This is a genomic window from Bradyrhizobium lablabi (assembly GCF_001440475.1).
GTDB classification, from domain to species: domain Bacteria; phylum Pseudomonadota; class Alphaproteobacteria; order Rhizobiales; family Xanthobacteraceae; genus Bradyrhizobium; species Bradyrhizobium lablabi.
The window spans coordinates 1-18,998 of the sequence record NZ_LLYB01000035.1 but is presented as its reverse complement, the minus strand read 5'-3'; the positions used below and the strand labels follow the sequence as shown (position 1 = coordinate 18,998).

Annotated in this window: 19 protein-coding genes; 5 read left to right on the top strand and 14 right to left on the bottom strand. The window is 63.9% G+C overall.

Features of this window, described 5'->3' with window-relative positions; genetic code table 11:
• Position 1: 1 nt before the first annotated feature.
• The 10 genes from CQ14_RS02940 to CQ14_RS02895 all read right to left on the bottom strand — a co-directional run bounded on the left by CQ14_RS02940 (position 2) and on the right by CQ14_RS02895 (position 11,625).
• Positions 2-1,501 (bottom strand): tripartite tricarboxylate transporter permease, encoded by a 1,500-nt coding sequence (locus tag CQ14_RS02940; RefSeq protein WP_057856448.1) that lies wholly within the window; start codon positions 1,499-1,501, stop codon positions 2-4.
• Positions 1,502-1,513: 12 nt separating this feature from the next.
• Positions 1,514-1,981, bottom strand: coding sequence for a tripartite tricarboxylate transporter TctB family protein (locus CQ14_RS02935; protein WP_057856447.1), 468 nt, complete (start codon positions 1,979-1,981; stop codon positions 1,514-1,516).
• The gene (locus CQ14_RS02930) at positions 1,978-2,763 is read right to left on the bottom strand and encodes a carboxymuconolactone decarboxylase family protein (protein WP_057856446.1); all 786 of its coding nucleotides are present in this window, start codon (positions 2,761-2,763) and stop codon (positions 1,978-1,980) included. Before CQ14_RS02930 ends, CQ14_RS02935 begins: the two co-directional genes overlap by 4 nt.
• Positions 2,760-4,310, bottom strand: coding sequence for an SDR family oxidoreductase (locus tag CQ14_RS02925; protein WP_057856445.1), 1,551 nt, complete (start codon positions 4,308-4,310; stop codon positions 2,760-2,762). The genes CQ14_RS02930 and CQ14_RS02925 overlap by 4 nt, the downstream gene beginning before the upstream one ends.
• Before the next feature lie 34 nt (positions 4,311-4,344).
• Positions 4,345-5,118 (bottom strand): SDR family NAD(P)-dependent oxidoreductase, encoded by a 774-nt coding sequence (locus CQ14_RS02920; RefSeq protein WP_057856444.1) that lies wholly within the window; start codon positions 5,116-5,118, stop codon positions 4,345-4,347.
• A 15-nt stretch (positions 5,119-5,133) separates the two neighbouring features.
• Positions 5,134-6,168, bottom strand: a complete 1,035-nt coding sequence (locus tag CQ14_RS02915; protein WP_057856443.1) for an acyl-CoA dehydrogenase family protein — start codon at positions 6,166-6,168, stop codon at positions 5,134-5,136.
• Positions 6,168-7,379, bottom strand: a complete 1,212-nt coding sequence (locus tag CQ14_RS02910) for an acyl-CoA dehydrogenase family protein (RefSeq protein ID WP_057856442.1) — start codon at positions 7,377-7,379, stop codon at positions 6,168-6,170. Before CQ14_RS02910 ends, CQ14_RS02915 begins: the two co-directional genes overlap by 1 nt.
• A gap of 73 nt (positions 7,380-7,452) precedes the next feature.
• Positions 7,453-8,670 (bottom strand): ABC transporter substrate-binding protein, encoded by a 1,218-nt coding sequence (locus tag CQ14_RS02905; RefSeq protein WP_057856441.1) that lies wholly within the window; start codon positions 8,668-8,670, stop codon positions 7,453-7,455.
• 58 nt (positions 8,671-8,728) lie between these two features.
• Positions 8,729-10,852, bottom strand: coding sequence for an acetate--CoA ligase family protein (locus CQ14_RS02900; RefSeq protein ID WP_057856440.1), 2,124 nt, complete (start codon positions 10,850-10,852; stop codon positions 8,729-8,731).
• A 2-nt stretch (positions 10,853-10,854) separates the two neighbouring features.
• Complete coding sequence (locus tag CQ14_RS02895) at positions 10,855-11,625, bottom strand: enoyl-CoA hydratase/isomerase family protein (RefSeq protein WP_057856489.1); 771 nt, start codon at positions 11,623-11,625, stop codon at positions 10,855-10,857.
• Positions 11,626-11,831: 206 nt separating this feature from the next.
• Here CQ14_RS02895 and CQ14_RS02890 point away from each other — a divergent pair, with 206 nt between their 5' ends.
• Positions 11,832-12,812 (top strand): tripartite tricarboxylate transporter substrate binding protein, encoded by a 981-nt coding sequence (locus CQ14_RS02890; protein WP_057856439.1) that lies wholly within the window; start codon positions 11,832-11,834, stop codon positions 12,810-12,812.
• 28 nt (positions 12,813-12,840) lie between these two features.
• Here CQ14_RS02890 and CQ14_RS02885 read toward each other — a convergent pair whose 3' ends face one another.
• Entirely contained in the window at positions 12,841-13,530 is a 690-nt protein-coding gene (locus CQ14_RS02885) for a TetR/AcrR family transcriptional regulator (RefSeq protein WP_057856438.1), read from the bottom strand.
• 130 nt (positions 13,531-13,660) lie between these two features.
• Between CQ14_RS02885 and CQ14_RS02880 the strand changes: the two genes are divergently transcribed.
• Complete coding sequence (locus CQ14_RS02880) at positions 13,661-14,542, top strand: SMP-30/gluconolactonase/LRE family protein (protein WP_057856437.1); 882 nt, start codon at positions 13,661-13,663, stop codon at positions 14,540-14,542.
• 128 nt (positions 14,543-14,670) lie between these two features.
• On the opposite strand, the gene CQ14_RS02875 is transcribed toward CQ14_RS02880, so the two are convergent.
• Positions 14,671-15,585, bottom strand: a complete 915-nt coding sequence (locus CQ14_RS02875) for a LysR family transcriptional regulator (RefSeq protein ID WP_057856488.1) — start codon at positions 15,583-15,585, stop codon at positions 14,671-14,673.
• Positions 15,586-15,710: 125 nt separating this feature from the next.
• Between CQ14_RS02875 and CQ14_RS02870 the strand changes: the two genes are divergently transcribed.
• Genes CQ14_RS02870 through CQ14_RS02860 form a run of 3 tightly spaced genes read left to right on the top strand, consistent with a single transcriptional unit; the run spans position 15,711 to position 17,684 of the window.
• Entirely contained in the window at positions 15,711-16,802 is a 1,092-nt protein-coding gene (locus tag CQ14_RS02870; protein WP_057856436.1) for an LLM class flavin-dependent oxidoreductase, read from the top strand.
• Positions 16,803-16,837: 35 nt separating this feature from the next.
• Positions 16,838-17,359, top strand: a complete 522-nt coding sequence (locus tag CQ14_RS02865) for a flavin reductase family protein (protein ID WP_245320167.1) — start codon at positions 16,838-16,840, stop codon at positions 17,357-17,359.
• A 25-nt stretch (positions 17,360-17,384) separates the two neighbouring features.
• Positions 17,385-17,684 (top strand): hypothetical protein, encoded by a 300-nt coding sequence (locus tag CQ14_RS02860; protein ID WP_057856435.1) that lies wholly within the window; start codon positions 17,385-17,387, stop codon positions 17,682-17,684.
• Between the two features lie 9 nt (positions 17,685-17,693).
• On the opposite strand, the gene CQ14_RS02855 is transcribed toward CQ14_RS02860, so the two are convergent.
• The gene (locus tag CQ14_RS02855; protein WP_057856434.1) at positions 17,694-18,620 is read right to left on the bottom strand and encodes a DUF2950 domain-containing protein; all 927 of its coding nucleotides are present in this window, start codon (positions 18,618-18,620) and stop codon (positions 17,694-17,696) included.
• Between the two features lie 2 nt (positions 18,621-18,622).
• On the bottom strand, positions 18,623-18,998 hold a 376-nt coding region (locus CQ14_RS02850), incomplete at its 5' end, for a tail fiber domain-containing protein (protein WP_199805428.1).

Sequence of the window (18,998 nt, the reverse complement as noted above, 5' to 3'; positions counted from 1 at the left end):
GTTACTCCTGCAGCGCCTCCTCGCGCCGCGCGCGGATCGCAGGCAGCGTGATCAAAATGATGGCCACGGCGGCTGCAGCCAGAAGGCCGGCCGACAATGGCGAGGTCAGAAACACGCTCGCGTCGCCGCGCGAGAGCACCATCGCACGGCGGAAATTCTCCTCGATTGCCGGCCCCAAGACCAGTCCGAGCAACAGCGGCGCGGCCGGCAGCTGCAGCTTGATCAGGACGTAGCCGAACACGCAAAAGGCGGCCGCTTCATAGATCTCGAAGGTGCCGCCGTTGATCGAATAGACGCCGATCGAACAGAACACCATGATCGCCGGAAACAGATAGCGATAGGGAATGGTCAGAAGCTTGACCCACAATCCGACCAGCGGAAGGTTGAGAACCAGCAGCATCAGATTGCCGACCCACATCGAGGCAATCAGCCCCCAGAACAGGGTTGGATTCTTGGTCATGACTTCCGGGCCGGGCTGAATGTTGTGAATGTTCATGGCGCCGACCATCAGCGCCATCACGACGTTGGACGGCACGCCGAGCGTCAGAAGCGGAATGAAGGAGGTTTGCGCTCCGGCGTTGTTGGCCGATTCCGGACCCGCGATGCCTTCGATCGCGCCTTTGCCGAATTGCTCCGGATGTTTCGACAGCTTCTTTTCCAGCGTATAGGAGGCGAACGACGAGAGCACCGCGCCACCGCCCGGCAGCACACCGAGCAGCGTGCCGAGCGTGGTGCCGCGAAGCATCGCCGGGATCATGCGCCGGAAATCCTCGCGCGTCGGAAACAGGTTGGCGATCTTCTGCGTCACCAGCGACAGCTTGTCGTCCTGCTCGAGGTTCTTCACGATCTCGGCAAAGCCGAAGATGCCCATCGCGAGCGGCACGAAATCGAGACCGTCAAAGAGTTGCGGGACGCCGAAGGCGAAGCGCTGCGTTCCGCTGCTGAGGTCGGTGCCCACGAGGCTCAACAGCATGCCGAGCACGACCATTCCGACGCCTTCGATGAAGGGACCGCTCGACAGCACCGAAGCAAGGATGAGGCCGAGGATCATCAGGGCAAAGAATTCCTTGGGGCCAAACAGCAGGGCCGCCGCCGTCAGCGGCCCTGCCAGGGCCGCAAGCGCCAGCGTGGCGACGCAGCCCGCAAAAAAGGAACCCATCGCCGCCGTTGAAAGCGCGACACCGGCCCGGCCCTGCTTTGCCATCTGATAGCCGTCAATCGTGGTGACAACGGACGAGGACTCCCCGGGCAGGTTGACCACGATGGCCGTGGTCGAGCCGCCATATTGCGCGCCGTAATAGATACCCGCCAGCATGATCAGCGCCGAGTCCGGCTGCAGCGCGTAAGTGATGGGTAGCAGCATCGCAATGGTGGCGAGCGGACCGAGGCCCGGCAGTACGCCGATCAAGGTACCCAGCAGGCATCCAAAGAAAGCGTAGAGCAGATTGGCCGGTTGGGCCGCGGTGGAGAAGCCGATCGCCAGGTTGTGAAAGAGATCCATCAGGCTCCGCCTTCAATTGAAGAGCGCCGGCCGCACCGGCAGTTGCAGCCCGAGGCCGTAGACGAACACCAGCAGACACAGCACGATCAGGATCGCCGCATTTGCCAGCGCCCCCTTCCAGGTGAACTCATGGCTGGCCCTGCTCGACACCACGATCAGGACGAAGAGTGAGCCCACTAGGCCGAGCGGAAACAGCAGAAGGGCAAACAGGACCACCGAACCCGTGACCCAGGCGAGACCTTTCACGTCCCATCTGTGCAAGGCCTGCCGCTCGGCCGTTCCCCTCACCGCCCGCAGCATCACCGTGAGTCCAATGGCAGCAAGCACGATCGCAAGCAGCCGGGGAAAATAGCCCGGCCCCATCCGCGCCGCCGTCCCCGCCGGATAGTTCAGCGCCATCACGAAGAAGAAGATCGCAAAGCCAAGAAACAACGCGCCCGAAACAAAGGCGCGCTGATCGCGGATGGCCGGCCCTGTCATCCCTGACCTCCTGCTGTTACGTCTGCGCGTGTCGTCTGATCGATCGCGTCCATCAGGATCGGCACGCCAATAGCGCAGGCATGCACGCCCAGATGGGCCGTCATCTGCAGCACCTGAAGGATCTCACGCCTGTCGATCCCGAGCCGCAAGGCTCGCCTGATCTGCAAGCGCAGCCCTTGCGGATTGAGCGCGGTGAAGCAGGCGTTCAAGGCCAGCGAGATCAGGCAGCGCGACGGCTCGTCGAGACCGCCCGCCTGGCGCCCCAACGTCAACAAGTCCAGCATCGCGGCGAAATAACCGGGATCGGCCCGCAGCCACAGTTCGCAGAAGTCCGGCCAGTCTCCGAATTGCGCGACATAGGCGTCGCGAAGCGCCGTCTGCTCGTTCGTAAGCGCCGCTTGGCGTGAATCGAGCCCGGCAAGAGCAAGCTCCTCGGCGAGAATGCCGACTCCAAGATTGCTGCCATCGAGTCCTTGCGCCGTGGCCAGCCGCAACACATCGACGATCTCCTGAGCGGTGGCGCCTTGTTCAAGTGCCAGCTGCACGTGCAACGCGAGCCCGGAGCGGAACAGATGCGTCGCCGATCCATCCAGCGCGACATAGATCAATTCACACATCTTGCGCGACAACGGGCCGGTTTCGGCGGGATAGCCGCCATAGCGGGCATAGGTTGCGAGAAAAGCCGGATCGAGCCGCAGCAGGCCCTCCGTCCATGGCCGCCAGTAACCGCGGGCGCGAATGAAAGCTTCCTTCAGTACCTGTTCCTCGGAAGTGAGATTCATGAGTCGTATCCTGCAATGGCACGATCGGGACCCGCATAGACGCTGAGCCCACCATCGACTGCGATCACGCTGCCGGTGACAAAGCCGGCGTCGGGGCCGAGCAGAAACGCCGCGGTCTCGGCAATATCCTGCGCCGATGCTGCGCGCTCCAGCGGCATCCGGCTAGCAGCGCTCGACGCCGTCCCCTCGATCGGTCCCGCGGCGATTGCATTGACGCGAATGCCGTGCCCGCTCCATTCACACGCCAGCGTCCGCGTGAGCATCGCGACCGCCCCGGCGCTGGCCGCGACCTCGACATCTTCGCCGAACGCGACGTCCCCGCCGATCGATGTCAGGTTGAGCAGCGTGCCAAAGCCCTGTTGCTGCAGCACCGGTCCAACCGCTTTCGCGACGCGGAGCGCTCCCGTCAGATGAACCGCCAGCGAGTCACCGCCGGCATCGGCAGAAGGAGCGGTTCGATGGGCCGTGGTCACTGCATCCGCACCAACCCCATTTACGACCCCATCGACGCGACCGAAACGGCGCGCGATACTGGCGATCGCCTCCGCCATGGCATGCTCGTTCGAAATTTCGACCGGAAGCGCGTGGCATTCGGCAACCCCAGCGGCGAACGCCGTCAATTGATTGCCGTCGGCATCGAGCGCCACGACCCTCGCATCTTCATCGGAGAGCCTCCGGACCATCGCCTGGCCGAGCGAACTGCAGGCACCGACGACGACGTAGGTCGGCCTCCCCGGCGGCGGAGCGCTGCGGTTGGCTTCTTCCGCGTGGCCATGACCACCGAGCAGCGATCCACCGTCGACGAGAAAAGTGGAACCCGTGATGGACGATACCCGAGGCGAGGCCAGAAATGCGATGGCCGCGGCGATTTCCTCGGGCGCCGCCATGCGACCGAGCGGAATTCGTCTGGCCACCGCGACGGGATCGATGCGGCCGCGCGCGATCAGCGCTTCGACGAGCTCGGTACGCGTATAGCCCGGAGCGATTGCGTTGACCCTGATTCCATCGCGCGCAAATGCGCAGGCATGATGGCGCGTCATCGCAAGCACGCCCGCCTTGGAGGCGCTGTAGCCGTTTCGAAACGGCACCGGCCGCAAGGCCGCTCCGGAAGCGATATTGACGATGACACCTCCGCCGGAGCGCCGCATCACCGCTGCAGCCTGCTCCGCGGCGACAAGGCTGCCGCGCAAATTGACCGCCACGAGATTTTCGAAGACGGAAACCGGCTGATCCACCACGCCAACCCCGTCCGTGTCGGTACGACCGGCATTGTTGACAAGCACATCGAGGCCACCGAGGCGGCGGACGCAATACTGCACCATCTCGGCAACCTGCTCCGGCCGCGCCATATCCACGCCGAAATATCCATGCGCTGCACCAAGCTCGTCGGCACGGATTGCGGCCTTGTCCGCATCGATGTCGGCGATCAGCACCCGGGCGCCCTGGGCTGCAAAGCGCCGCGCTGCTGCCCAACCGATCCCGGCAGCCGCCCCCGTGATCAGGACGACACGTCCGCTCAGTTCAGCTTCCCGTTCGGCTCGCGTCACAACCGGTCCCCGATGCTCCTATGCGTCTTCTGCGCTAGGCGATGTTTGTGAGGACAATCCCGCCGTCGACCGTCAGCACCTGCGCCGATATGAAGCTGCTGTCGTCGCCGGCCAGGAAGGCGATGGTGTTGGCGATATCGTCGACCGTGCCGAGCCGTCCGAGCGGCGTCCGCGCGATCCGGCGCGCGTCGAGCTCCGCATTGCGGTTTCGCATCGTCCCTTCGGTCGGAATCGCCGATGGCGCCACCGCGTTCACCCTGATCTTGCGCTCGCCGAGCTCCGCCGCCGCGGCCCGCGTAATGCCCATCACGCCGGCCTTGATGCCGCTATAGACGAGGCTGTTTTTCGCGGAGATCAATCCCGCAACCGAGGCCACGTTGATGATCGCGCCGCCGCGCTCGCCATCCATCGCCTCGGCCGCCGCCTGGATGCCCCAGATGATCGCCTTGAAGCCGATATTGAGCATGCGATCCACGGTCTCGGGGGCGATGTCGGGCACCGACTGGTAGCGGACCCAGGCGGCATTGTTGACGAGGATATCGAGGCGTCCCTGCTTCTCAGCGAGGCCCAGGACGGCGGCGCGCATTCCGTCGCGGGTCGAGACGTCCTGCGTGACAGCAACCGCGCTGCCGCCGGCCGCCTTGATCGCTTCCACCGTCGAACTGACGAACTCCGGCTTGAGGTCATTGACGCCGATGGTGGCGCCGCGTGACGCCAGAAGCAGCGCGGTCGCGCGTCCGATCCCGTTCCCGGCGCCGCTCACGAACGCGACACGATTTGCAAGGGGCTTGTCCTTGGTTTCCGTCATTGCGGTATTCCTTCCCTATCGTGACGCGGTGACATCGGAAGCCGGCGCGATCGCACCAACATAGCGGCGACCAAGCGCGGCCAGGACCCCGCTGGCATCACCCTGCGCCTGCAAGGCGCGGACACGGCGCAAGTGCCGGTGCACCGGCACGTCCCAGGTGAATCCCATGCCGCCATGAATCTGGAGCGCGCCCTCGCTGATCGCGCTGCCATAGACGCCGGCGGCGAGAAACGCCGCATCACGCTGCAGCGCGCCGGCCTCGTCACCGACGCTGCGTGTGATGGCGTGTCGTATGCCTTCCAGCCCGAGTTTCTGGCGGGCCAGGGCATGTCGTATCGCCTGGTTATAGGATAGCGCGCGGCCAAACTGGCGGCGCGTGGAGGCGTGCTCCTGCGCCAACGTCAGGCACGTCTCGGCAGAGCCCAGGATGGCAGCGGCGCGCAGGACGTTGGCGTCCGAGCACAGAACATTCCAGCTGTTTTCGGGCAGAATGTTTGCCGCCGATATGGTGACGCTCTCCAGGTGGACAGCGTGTTCGGGCACCGTCAGATCCAGCCCCGTCGCGTCTTCGACGACGATCCCATTGCTGTTGGTCGAAACCAGAGCCGCCCCGCTCGTGCCGATGCGGACCAGAAGGTAGTCAGCCTCGCGCGCGCAAGCGGCCCGGGCAACCCAGCCGTCGAGCACAACCGATTCGCCTTCACGGGCGGCACTGACGCTGCCCTGCCAGGCGATCGTCGCAAGCATTTCGCCCGACACGACGGCTTCGGCCGTCCGCGGTTGCGATTCTTGCAGCGCGCGGCCAAGGAGCAGCGCCTCCATCAAGGGAAAGCCGAGCAGGCCCGAGCCGGCCGCAGCAACCACCGGGACTGCAAAAGCCAGCGGCAAATCCAGCCCGCCGACGTCGTGAGCCGCGATCACCCCGAGCAGGCCGTCATTGGCCAAATGCTTTGCCTGCTCGCGCAAACTCAAATCCGCACAATCGGCAACCGCGCGCGCCGCGGTGACGGCGAACTCGCTCGGCTGCAACGCTTCGCCGGTCAATGTCATCACTTGCCTTTCGAAAGCTGCAAGATCCTGTCGGCAATGATGCCGAGCTGAATTTCGGTGGTGCCGGCATAGATGGTCTCGGCGCGTGCCTGCAGATAGATCGCCTCGAAGCGGCGGCGCGCGACCTGCACGGCCGGATGCAGCGGCAACGATGCCTGCGCCAGCAGCTCCAGTGCGAGCGCCGCAAAGCGCTGATGCGCTTCGCTCCAATGCAGCTTCGCCAGGCTACCGCGCGCGCCGATCCGGTCGCCATTCACCAGCGCGTCCACGGCCGTCTCGACATGCGCTTTCAACACCTCGATATCGACGACAATCTCACCTAGCCTGACTTCGTAGTGACGCTCTGCGACCAGTTGCGCCAATGTGGGGTCGGCCTTGCAAGCCGAGATCAGGTGACGCAGCTCGTTCTCGAAGCGCCAGGCCCGATACATGCGGTTGGTCGCCCGCTCGATCTCGAGCACCCGGATCGCGGCGGCCCACCCTTCATCCGGTGCGCCGAGCGCATCGGACTGCAGCACCTCGACGTCGTCGAAGAATACCTCGCAAAAACTCTCGCGTCCGTCGATCGATTTGATCGGCCGCACGCGCACACCCTTGGCGTCGAGCCGCACGGCAAACATCGCTAGCCCACGATGCCGGTCCTCCAGCGGGCCCGTTCGCGCCAGCACCAGGCAGCGCTGGGCGCGGTACGCCCCGCTGGTCCAGATCTTCTGACCGTTGATCCGCCAGGTGTCGCCGCTGCGCGTGGCACGCGTCCGCAGGCCCGCGAGATCCGACCCCGCTTCGGGCTCGGAAAAGCCCTGGCACCAGATGTCCCGCATCTCCAGGATCGCCGGCAGAAAGCGGCGCTTCTGCTCCTCGGTGCCGACCGCGAGAATGATCGGGCCCGCAAGCTCCTTGCCGATCGAATTGACGCTTTCCGGCATCGCCAGCGCGCCGATTTCCTGGTTCGCGATCAGGTGTTCGCGCAAGGTCCGGCCGTGCCCGCCATACGCCTGCGGCCAAATGATGCCGGCGAGCCCGGCGCGATACATCGCCGCCTCCCACGCAATCGATTGCGGCAAGGTCGGCGGCGAGAATGCCGCGCTGTCGCTGCGAAAGCTCGCCGGCAGATTGGCCCGCAGCCAGCGACGCATCGCGACCCGATAGGCCTCACCGGATAGATCACCGGTTGCTGTGGCCGCAGGCGGCTCCGTTTCAATGACTGTCATGTCGATTTCCCGCATTCTGAACCTCGGGCCACCACCGGCCGTGTGTCGGCCGGCTTCGCCCCGCTTCTTCCGATCATGGCGACTTGAGCAGATCGCACGCGCTTTCCGAGGCCGGGCGCCACGCCTCCTCGGCGGGAATGGTCCCGGTGATTTCGTAGTAGTCGTAGGCGTATTTCGACTCGGCCGGCGTCTTGATGCGTGCAACGTAGAGCGGACGCATCACCTGCCCGTCGGCGCGGATGCTGACATTCTTCATCGCGAAATCGTTGACCGGCGTACTCTTCATCTGCCGCGTCACCGCGTCGCCCTCGTCGGTACCGGCAGCCGCAACCGCCTTGAGGTAGTGCGTGATGGCACTGTAGGTGGCAGACTTTGCCTCGTTCAGGATCTGGCCGTTAGACGCCTCGGCAAAGCGCTTGGCGAAGGCGCGGGTTTCGACAGCGAGGTCCCAGTAGAACGGCGTGGTCAAGCGGACGTTCTGCAGGTCGCGCAGACCGATCCCGTGCGCCTGATTGATCATCAAGCCCAGCGGCACCAGCAACTGCTTCTGCGGCAATCCGAACTCCTGCGCCTGCTTGATGGCATTGCCGAAATCCGCTCCCGAATTGGCGAGCGCAATCGCCTTGGCGCCGCTCGCCTGCGCCGTCAGCAGGAAGGAGGAGAAATCCGATGAGTTCAGCGGATGCAGCACCGAGCCCACGACCTTGCCGCCGCCCGCCTTGATGAAGTTCGTGGTGTCGGCCTGCCATCCCTTGCCGAAGGCGTAGTCGACGGTCAGGAAGAACCATGTGTCCACGCCCTGCCCCAGCAAGGCCTTCACCGTGGCCTTCGGCTGCGCATAGGTGTCCACCATCCATTGCGTGGTCATGGGCGAGCACTTGTCGTTGGTGAAGAACGATCCCGCCGTCCCCGCCAGAAGGTACGGCTTCTTCCGCGCCTTCATGATGTCCTGCACGGCGAGCGCGATCGAGGAAGCCGAGCAGCCAACGATGGCGTCGACGCCCTCATTGTCGAGCCAGCGCAGCGCGAGGGCGACCCCGATGTCGGGCTTGTTCTGGTCGTCGGCCACGACGAGTTCGATCTTCTTGCCGTTGACGGCGCCGCCGAAATCGGAGATCGCGAGCTTCGCCGAGGCAACGGCGCCCGGTCCGCAATTGTCGGCATACGGACCGTTCTGGTCGTTCATGATCCCGATCGCGATCACGTCGCCGGAAATGCCTTGGGCGCGGAGCGGTGCGGTCAGGACCAACATCGCTCCCAGCACAACGAGAAAACGGATGCTCAGTTTCATCAAGAGTTCCTCCCTGCAGTGATTGAGCCGGCTTCGCGGTTCTTGTTGTTTGGCGTCTTCAGTGTTGCTGCGGACCGCTTGTGCGCGGAACGATGAGCGCGTCGAGCGCGACCGCGCCTTCCGCCTTCAGGAGCAGTGGATTGATGTCGACTTCGGACACCGATTCCGCATGCGCGACGGCAAAGCGCGACAACGCGGCGATGGCCTGCACCGCCGCCTCGAGATCAGCGCGCCGCCGGCCCCGCGCCCCGTTGAGGACCGCGAATGCCCTGAGCGATGTCAGCATCGCCATGGCCTGCGTCTCGCTCACGGGCGCCATCTGCACGGCGGTATCCTGGAAGATTTCGGCGAAGATGCCGCCGAGGCCGACCATGACGACCGGCCCGAACACCGGATCGATCCGGCTGCCGAGGATGAGCTCGGACAGGCCTTGCGCCATCGGGGCAACGATCACGCCATCGATCGCTGCATGCGGTGCCTTCGCAGCGACCCGCGAGAGCATCTCGGCATGGGTCTGTCGCACCTCGGCTTCGGACCGAAGCCCGATAGCGACACCTCCGACTTCTGTCTTGTGCGGCAGATCGGGCGAGGCGATTTTCAAGACGACCGGAAAGCCCATCTCGCTGGCGGCGTGTGCCGCGGCGTCGGCATTCGAGACCAACTGCTCGGCGAGCACCGGAAGGCCGGCGTCCGCAAGCGCGCGCTTGGCGCCGAGTTCATGGCGGAACGCCTCAGCGGAAAGCGGCAAGGCTTTCGCAATGGCTGATGGGCTTGCATCCTTCGGGGCTTTCGCCGCCGCCTGCAGTCGCGCCAGCGCCGCGACCACCGCGCAGCAGCCGTCAAAGCTCGCAATCGTCGGATAGCCCATGGCATGCAGTTCGGCGAGCGCATCGGGCGGGCCGTCGACACAGAGAATGACGGGACGGTCGGGATAGTGCGCGCGGATGTGGCGCAGGGCCTCCATGTAGACCGAACGCAGGCGCGGCATATGCAGCGAAAACGGAAGCGGCAGTACGATCACGTCGCTGCGGTCGTCGGCCACGACTGCCGACAGTATCTTCTGCAACAGATCGGGCCGGCTCGACATCTGCGCGGTGGCGTCCACCGGATTGCGCGCGGACGCAAACGGGACGAGTTCGAGGATCGTGCGCTGCGTCGCCTCGCTCAGCTCCGGCAACGACAAACCGACGGCCTGCGCGGCATCCGCCAGCAGGACGCCGAACCCGCCTGACGCGGTCACAACCGCCAGACGCGGCCCCTTCGGCAGCCGGTCCGGCAGCAGGATCGATGCGGCATGGCCAAGCTCGATCAGTTCCTCGATGCTGCGTACCCGAACCGCGCCATGACGCGCGAGCAAGGCGTCAAACACCGCGTCCGATCCTGCCAGGGCGCCGGTGTGGGAGGCAGCCGCCGCCTGCCCCGCCGCCGATGTACCGATCTTCAGCACAAGGACCGGCTTTCCGGCATCGCGCGCCTCGGTCAGCGCCGCAATCAGTCGACCCGCATCCCGGCAAGCTTCCACACAGCACAAGATGACCTTGGTGGCGGGATCACGGGCAAGCCAGGCAATTCCGTCGGCAATGTCGATGTCGCATTCATTGCCGGTCGTCATGAAGCGGCTGACGCCGACGCCGCGGTCGCTCGCCATGCGCATGGTGAAGCTGCCGAGATTGCCGCTTTGCGAGACGATGCCGAGCGAACCGGCGGCCGGCAGACTATGCTCGAGCACGATCGAGAAAGTGGCGATGGCCCGATCGGCGACACTAACGGCGCCGAGGCAATTCGGTCCCAGCAGCCGCATGCCGGTCCGGCGCGCGGCCACGCGCAGCCGATCCTGCATAGCGCGCCCCTTCTCGCCCAGCTCTGCAAAGCCCGAGGAGAACACGACGACGCTGCGGACACCGCGCCCGGCGCATTGCTCCACCGCTTCGGGCGCCTTCTCGGCATCGACCGCAATGATGGCAAGATCAGGCGCTTCCGGCAGTTCGTCGAGCGATGCATAGGCCTGAAGCCCCTGCACCACCGGGGCCTTCGGATTGACCGGATAGATCTGCCCCGCATAGCTGTAGCGGCGCAGCAGATCCACCGGCCGTCCGCCGATCTTGGTCGCATCCTGCGATGCGCCGATGATGGCGATCGAGCGCGGCGCCATCAGCGCGTCGAGACCTTCTCCCGGCCGCATGGTCAGCGCCCCTTGAACACCGGCGCGCGCTTCTCCAGGAACGCCATGCGCGCTTCCTTGGCGTCTTCGGTCTTCGACAGCGCCATGGTGATGTTCTGCTCGAAGCGATAGGCATCGCGCGGCGGCATCAGCTCGACCATGTTGGTCGCCTGCTTGGCATACTCGATCGCGACCGGGCTCTTCTCGGCGATCTCGCGCGCGATCTTCATTGCTTCCGGAATCAGGTTTTCGCGGGTGGTGCAGGCTTCGATGATACCGAGCCGATAGAGCTCGGCGGCGGGCACCCGGTAGCCCGTGAAGAACATGCGGCGCATCAGGGAACGGCCGAACAGTGTGTTCAGCATCGCGGCGCCGCCGGCGAGGCCGACATTGATCTCGGGCATGCCGAACACGGCCTCTTCGGAAGCAAAGAAGATATCGCAGGACGCCATCAGGCCGAGGCCGGCGCCGAGCGCGACGCCGTTGATCGCGGCAATCACCGGCTTGGAGCACTCGCGGATACAGTTACCGGTTTCGCGGGTGATGCGGTTGTGGTCGTGAAACGCACCGACCTTCGTCGGATCCGGACGATCCTTCAGATCGGCGCCGCTGCAAAACACCTTTCCGGCCCCGGTGAGAATCGCAACGCGGACATCGCTGCGCTCGGATATCTCGTCGAACACGCTGACGATGCGATCCCGCATCGCGCGATTGAGCGCATTCACCGGCGGGCGGTTCAACGTCACCAATGCAATGTGATCGGATACTTCGAGCGTGATGATGTCGCCGGACATGGCTTCCTCCTGATTTGCTTGATCTTTGACGTCGCGACCCTCGACGCCGGCGTAGGCACAGGCGCCTGACCGATCGGTCAGTTTTTTGCCAGATAGCACCAAGGCTCCCCGCTTGCAATAGCTTACTTGACGTATCAGTTGACTGACCGATCGGTCAGGACGTAGATTGCAAGCCAACCGACAACAAAATCCCGGGAGAATTCGCCATGGCAAAAATCAGCCGACGTCAGGCCGCGACGCTAGTGGCCGGCGCCATCATCGCGCCGCTTGCCGCGCCTGCGATCGTCAGGGCACGCTCGTCACAGACCATCTTCATCATCGTGCCCTATGCAAGCGGCGGCTCGATCGACAGCCTGATGCGCGCGATCGCCAAGGGAATGTCGGAAACGCTCGATCAGCCGGTTCTGGTCGACAACAAGCCCGGCGCCAACGGCATCGTCGGATCGCAATACGTGGCGCGGGCGGCCAAGGACGGCACCGTCCTGCTCGCCGGCGGCACCGGCCCGATCTCGCTGAACGTCCTGTTACGCAAGAACCTGCCCTACAAGCTTGCGGATTTCGCGTCCGTCGCCATGCTCTGCAACGGACCTCTGTCGCTGACCGTGAACGCCAAGATGCCGGTCACCGATGTGAACAGTTTCGTCACCTACGCCAAGGGCCGCGACAAGCCGCTGTTCTACGCCACCCTCGGTCCCGGCAGCGTGACGCATCTGTTCGGGATCATGATGGGAAAATCGATGGGATTCGCCGTCACCGACGTCGCCTATCGCAACAATCCGCTTTCGATCATGGAGCTGCTGTCGGGCACGTGCGACCTCAATTTCGCAACGCCCGCCGCCGTGGCCGAGCACGCCAGGACCGGGCAGTTGCGCATTCTCGCGGTTTCCTCCGACAAGCGCATGGCGAACATCCCCGATGTCCCGACGCTCGCCGAGTCAGGCTATCCGGAGCTCTCGGCATCGTTCTGGACCGCGCTGCACGCGCCCGCCGGCACCCCGCGCGACGTGATTGAACGGCTGAACGCGGCGGCCAACGCCGCGATGCAGAAGCCGGAGATCGCAAAGCAACTGGAAACCGACGGATTGCAAGTCGATATCGGCGCACCGCAATTGCTCGATTCCCAACTGGGCAAGGACGCGGCCCTCTGGGGACCGGTGATCACGGCGCAAAATATTTCGCTCGAATGAACCGGGCCTTCGCCCGGCCGTTCGATCGTCAGGATCGCGGCGTCTGACGCGCTTTTCGCCGGGAGGATTTGAGTGTCTCTGCCGGCGGCGATCCCGCAGCATCACCGCTGCGAAGGCCGTTAAACACCATGTCGAAGAAGATGTCGGCGATCTGCTCCGGCGTCGCGCTCTTGTTGGGATTGTACCACCGATGCATCCAGTTGAGCGACGACAGGATCAGCCGCCCGGTCATGGGAACATCGACCTTTCGAATTTCACCGGCGTCGATCGCTTCCTGGATCAGGCCGCGCAGGAAGTTTTCGAACCGGTCGCGGCGCGTGAGCCTTTCCTTCTGCCGGTGGCGATCCGGATCGTTCCAGAACGCGGTCGTCGATGCGATCCAGGCCCAGCGATAACGCCGGAAATACTCGGCGGTCGCGACCATGAAGGCGCGGATCTTCTGCGACGGCGGCCCGTCCGGAACCCGGTCGCGCACGAACAGGTACAATTCGAGCGTGGAGCCGACGGCCACGCGTGCGTAGATCTCGTCCTTGTTCGAGAAATGGTGATACAGCAGCGACTTCGAGATGCCGCACGCGACGGCAATGTCGCGCATCGACGTTCCGTCATATCCCTTGGTGGCGAACAGCCGACCGGCTTCCGAGAGAATCTGCAGGACGCGGTCGGACGCTTCCGCCTGATTGGGGATTCCGTCCTTTGTCGTCGATAATTCAACCATCGAACCCGCAATCTGCCTTGGCGCGTCCGAACCTGAGCCGCAGTGACCGCCATTCCAGAACGACCGTAGATTTTCACCGACCGGCCGGTCAAGCCCGCTCAGCCCTTGCAGCCAAACAAGGTACACCGCGATGAATAAAACCCCGCGCATCACCCGTATCGGCGGAACCAAAGACCAGCTCGGCGAGAGCCCGGTGTGGGACGAGCGCACGCAATCGCTGTACTGGATCGATTCCCTTGCGGGAGCGATCCGCAAATTGTCTCCCGCAAGCGGTGCGATCGAGGAATTCCAGGCTCCGGCCCCGATCGGGTCACTTGCCCTGACGCAAGGTGGCGGCGCGGTGCTGGCGCTGCACCATGGTTTTGCGCAATACGATTTCAACACGCGCGGATTGACCATGGGCCCCTCCATCGACGTCGACCACCCCATGGTGCGGCTGAACGACGGCAAGGCGGATCCTTTCGGACGCTTCGTGGCCGGGACCCTGCATGGCGGCCGGGCAGAGAATGAAAGGCCGCTTGGCGGCCTGTATCGCATCGACGCGTCAGGCGCGATCGAACTGATCGAGGACGATCTCGCCGTGACCAACGGCCCGTGCTTCAGTCCGGACGGCAGGACGTTCTATCTCGCGGACTCGGCGCGGCACGTGACCTGGGCCTATGACTATCGCCGCGAGGGCCCGCTTGTGAACAAGCGCATCTTCGTCAACACGGACGCGCTGGGCTCGGGTGCCGATGGCGCGACGGTCGATGCGGAAGGTTATTTGTGGACCGTGCTGGTGCGCATCGGCGCGATTGCACGGTTCGCGCCGGATGGAACGATGGAGCGGCTTGTCGAGATGCCGGCCCGCCATCCGACCAGCGTGGCGTTCGGCGGCCCCGGCCTCGATGTGCTCTATGTGACGTCAATTTCGCGGAGCACGAACCTCGCGGACGACAGTCCGGATGCCGGAGGATTGTTTGCCGTCGAGGATCTCGGCGTGAAGGGACTGCCGGCTGAGAGGTTCGGCTGACGCTAAAGCGGGATGACGCTTCTTCGAATCGTCATCCCGCTTCATCTTTTTGTTTGAGCATGATCTCCGCGCAAACGCGCTTCGCGTTTGTCGCGAGGGAAAACCGCTACACACTTTTCCGGATCATGCTAGGCGGATCGCTTGATCTGCCGCGGCACGCTCTCCGCCATGTAATCGACAAACACCCTGATCTTTTCCGGCAGATAGCTGCTCTGCTGGAACGTGGCGTAGATGCCCTCGTCGAAGGTCGAGTTGGTGACGCGGAAGCCCGGCAGCAGGCGCATCAGCCGTCCGCTCTTCAACTCGTCCGCGACCGTGTAGTCGTCGAGCAAGGCAATGCCGTGCCCCTGCGCGGCGAGATCGCACAGGATGATGCCGTTGTTGCTGCTGAACGAGGACGGCACAACGATTTCGCGAAGCCGGTTCTTGCGCATGAACTTCCAGACCACATCCTCAGTTCCCATCCAGTAGGTCAGGCAGTTGTGCCCCGCCAGATCTTCCGGGCCGCGCAGCTTTGGCATTCGCCTGGCATAGTCCGGCGATGCCACCAGAATGCGTTCGCTCCTCACCAGTCTGCGCTGCATCAGGCCCGGATCCTTCGGCGCGGCGATCTGGAAATCGATGTCGAATTCCTCCTCGCGAAGCTGGACGCGCCGTTCCGACAGACGAAGCTCGACCTTCAGCTCAGGATATAGCTTCTGAAACTGCGGGATCAGCGGCGAAAGCACCTTGATGCCGAACAGCGTTCGCGAATGAACCCGGAGCGTTCCTCGCGGCGTACTTTGCAAGGCAAGCGCCGCGGCCTCGGCATCCTCGATGCCATGCAGCACCTGCTCGGTGCGCTGGAAGAAGATCTTGCCGGCCTCGGTTAGTCCTAGATGACGGGTGCTGCGATTGACCAATTGCACCCCGAGCTGGGCCTCGAGCTCGCCGACATAGCGCGACACCGACGCCGGAGACAGCCCCGCTTTTCGGCCAGCCGCGGAAAAGCTGCCCTCGCGGACGGTGCTGACGAACAATTCCATGGCCTGGAGGCGATTCATCGATCTTTTCAGATTCTGCAAAAGACATGCTCAGATTACGCCAATTGTTCGAAAAACCACAAGGCCATAACTTTGCCTGAAGCGGCCGCACGGGGCCGAAACACAAATGGTGAGGAACGCATCCGATGGAATTCGGCGTATTCATTTTGGCTCAACAGCGCGGCTATCACCAAACCTCGCAGCAGGTCATCAATAATGCCGTCGAACAGACCGTCACCGCCGAAGCGGCGGGCTTCGATACGGCCTGGTACGCCGAGCATCATTTCAACAATTACAGCCTGTGTCCTTCGCCGCTGATGATGGTGTCGCATTGCGCCGGCCTGACCAAGCGGATCCGGCTCGGCTCCGCCGTCTGCGTGCTGCCGCTTTACAATCCGGCGCGGCTGTTGGGCGAGATCGGCTTTGCCGATACGGTCTCGAACGGCCGGCTCGATCTTGGCATCGGCTCGGGCTACCAGCAGTTCGAGTTCGACCGCTTCGGCGTCGACCTGAAGAACTCGCATTCCCTGTTCGCAGAGTTCTACGACGTCCTTCAGGCGGGGATGCAGGAGCGGATATTCTCTTACTCCGGCAAGCACCTTCAGATGCCGCCGACGGCTATCGCCGTTCGTACGATACAGAAGCCGATGCCGCCGATCTGGGTGACATCAGGGCATCCGGAAACGCTCGGCCGCGCTATCAGCGACAATCACAACCTGTTCGTGACCGCCCTTCTCAATGGTCTCGACGCCATCAAGGCGCTGCGCGAACGACTCGAAGGCATTGCATCCAAGGACGGACGCTCGATCGACGACACGCATTTCGGCTTCCTGCGCTGCGCCTATGCCAGCGACAATGAGAATGAAATTCACTCCTACCTCGACAATGCCCGCTTCCAGCGCCGGCTGTCGGAAAGCCTGAAATTCCGGCGCGCCCAAAGCGACGACGGTTACCTGATCAAGGAGGAAGCCGGACCGAATGACATGAGCCTGGAGACGATGCGCAGCAATCTGCCGGTTGGCAGCGTCAACCAGGTGATCGATCGCATGCTGGAGGAGATAAGCATTTTGAAGCCGTCCCATATCGCGCTCCAGACCCAGCTCGGCGATTTCGACCAGCGCACGATGCTCCGTCAGATCGATCTGTGGGGCAGCAAGATCATTCCGGCGATCCGGCGCGAACTCCGCTCAAGCCGATCCGACGACAGCAAGATCGCCGGGGAAGCAGCCCCGGCATAGAGCAGTCGTCAGGATCGGGCGATCTGGAGGACCACATGGGCTGTCAGTTTTTTCCGATGAGCGACGTCCGCTCCGTCGAGGCGGCGGAGTTTCGCGAGGCCATGCGGAATCTGGCGAGCGGCGTTGCCGTCGTGGCGACCGGAACGGAGACCGAGCGGCGTGGCCTGACGGTGAGTTCGGTCACCTCGCTATGCATAGATCCACCCTGCCTGCTGGTGGGTGTCAACCTGACGTCGGAAACGCATGATGCGATCCTCGCCTCCGGCCGTTTCGGCGTGAGCCTGCTTGGCGACGGACAACAGGATCTGGCCATGCGTTTTGCCGGCCGGGATGGTGTCAAAGGTGTCCAGCGCTTCGAGACGGCGGCCTGGCAGCAAGGCATCCTCGACGTGCCGCTGTTGCGATCCGCCATCGGCGCGCTGGAGTGCGTGCTGCATCACCACCACGTGGTCGGCACCCACGGCCTGTTCGTCGGAAGGATCGCGGCCACCCGGGGAGGTACCGGCGACCCTTTGGTCAATTTTCAAGGCGCGCTACGGACATTGCCCCAGCGCTAGTCCCAGATCCGGAACGGACCGACGCATGATCGTCGAATGCTCGTCGGAAGGTGAAATCCAGCTAACAGAGCCGTTTGATTTCCGCAGGTTCAAGCTCGTGCTGAAAGGCGGAGCAAGTGCCGAGTCGCGCGCGTGGCAGGGGATCACTTTTGTCGATGACCGCAATGCCCTCGTTCCCATCCAGCTGGTGCCGACGTTGAACGGCTGTCCCGACGACGAGAGCTGGGAACGGGCCTTTGCCGAGATGGTCGCGAAAGCGCGTGAGCATGGTTGGATCGAGGCAGAAACAAATGCAATCCGCGCCCACGTCGAACGACAGCCTTGATCGCATCACCTAGTTGGAGGATGTATCGACCTTCTTCCAGGTCTGGTCGGGGTTGAACCGCGCGATACGCAGGGCGAGCAAGGCGGTGCGGGCGCCGAGGTCCTTCTGGTAAACCACGCCATTGTGGTTGACCAGGAAGGTCATCACGCCCGAATTGCCGTATTCGGCAGGCCAGGCAAGCAGCGCGAAGCCGCCGATCATCTTTCCCTTCACGACGTAGTTGAGTTCACCGCCCGGCGCATTCGCCCCCTGCTGCGTCAGGATCTTGAAGTAATAGCCGTGATAGGGAGTGGCCTCCTCTCCGGCCTTGTATCCCTCGGCGGACGCCTTCGCGGCGAGCTCGCCAAGCGGGCTGTCGTCGCCCGGCCAGTAGAGCCCATCCTTCTTGCCGGATGTGCTGACGATGCGCTGCGCGTAGACGCCAACGCCCGCGCCGCGATCCTTCTCCGCATATTCGTTCTGCGCATCGACAACAGCGAGAGCGGTCTGGATCGCATCGAGCTCGTTGCGGCCGATGCGGCGGTACAGGACTTCGAGGCGCCCCGCCGCGGTGTCGAATTCCCACCCGGCCTTGTTCTTCACCAGCGGAATCGGGAACGGGAAATCGTCATTGCCAACGATTATCGTCGCCTTGTTGTCGCCCTCGCTCTTGATCGAGTGCTTCGCGGTCCAGGCCGTGGTGAAGCGGTCGAGCGTTTCCTTGTCGGCGACGTCATCGCCGGAGGAGACGATGTCCGCTCCATCAGGGCCAAGTACCTGCAGGATGCTTTTCTCGGCCCCCGACTTGACGGCATCTGCCAGCGCAGCCGCCGCTTCATCGGGAGTCTTGAAGGCCTGTTGCGCGCCGGCCGGAAACGACAGCAGACACAGCATGACCGCAGCAGCCGGAATGAAAGACCGGGTACGAATGGAGCCGACGGAATGGCGGATCGTCATGGTCACATCCTCGATTGCGTCGGAATCTGTGCGCCTGACGCGACCCAGTCGCGGTAGGTCCGGAATTTCAGTCCGAGTCTGTCGTAGTGAACGCGCAGATAGCCGTCGCCGCCGCGGGTCACTGCGTCCGGCTTCACCATCTGCACTTCCTGCGCCATCACGCCGACATAGGACTTGGTGCTGCCGAGATAGCTGAAGCGGTAATAGCCGAGACCGTTACGGAGATGACCGAGCAGCGTGATGTCGTGCTTCAGCTCAATGTCGGAGCGCCGCCCGCCGCCGCCCCGGAAGCCGCCGCCGCCACCGCCGCGGAAGCCGCCACCACCTCCCATCGCCGCTCGACCGCCGAAACCTCCGCCCCTTCCGGCGAAGGCCATG